We start from the raw sequence: 525 nt of genomic DNA on the forward strand, positions 1-525 counted from the left end.
CAATGCCAGCTATTAATATCTCAACACAAAGTGAAACAATTGAAGATGGACATGATTTTGGCTTAAGGCGGCGTGTTTTAACGCTAGATGTTGAATGTTATGCGACATGTGAAGATGGAGCGCGTTTTGTTGACCAATTAGCATGGGAAGTTGAGGAGGTTTTCTATGCTAATCCCAATCTCAACAACACAGTTGAAACATGCCGCCTGCAAAATATTGCTTTTGCCTTTGGTGATAATGGCGCTTTAGCACTCCACGGTGCAATTTTAACCTTTGAAGTCATTTATGTGACAAATATCCCCAACATGAATGAAGAAGAAGGCAGTGTAACAGCAAGAATCGTTGAACCTTTCTTAAGTTTTGAACCAGAAACAGGCGTGAGAAATAAAGATAAATACCATAAAATTGAAGGTGGACATGTTAGAGCGGCGCGATAAAGAAATCACAGATCTAAAGAGACGTGTGGCCAATATGGTTGTGGTGGGGAAGATTAGCCATGTCGACCATAAAAACGCACGCTATCGG

Annotated in this window: 2 pseudogenes; both read left to right on the plus strand. The window is 41.0% G+C overall.

The features are described from left to right. Nucleotides 1-437 (plus strand): annotated as a pseudogene (locus ACFIL8_RS12685) (hypothetical protein); the annotation flags it as partial. Continuing rightward, a pseudogene (locus ACFIL8_RS12690) lies at nucleotides 418-525 on the plus strand (phage baseplate assembly protein V); the annotation flags it as partial. The pseudogenes ACFIL8_RS12685 and ACFIL8_RS12690, both read left to right, overlap by 20 nt.

The sequence above is a fragment of the Bartonella sp. AP57NXGY genome (genome assembly GCF_042195805.1).
In the GTDB taxonomy this organism is placed as follows: Bacteria; Pseudomonadota; Alphaproteobacteria; order Rhizobiales; family Rhizobiaceae; genus Bartonella.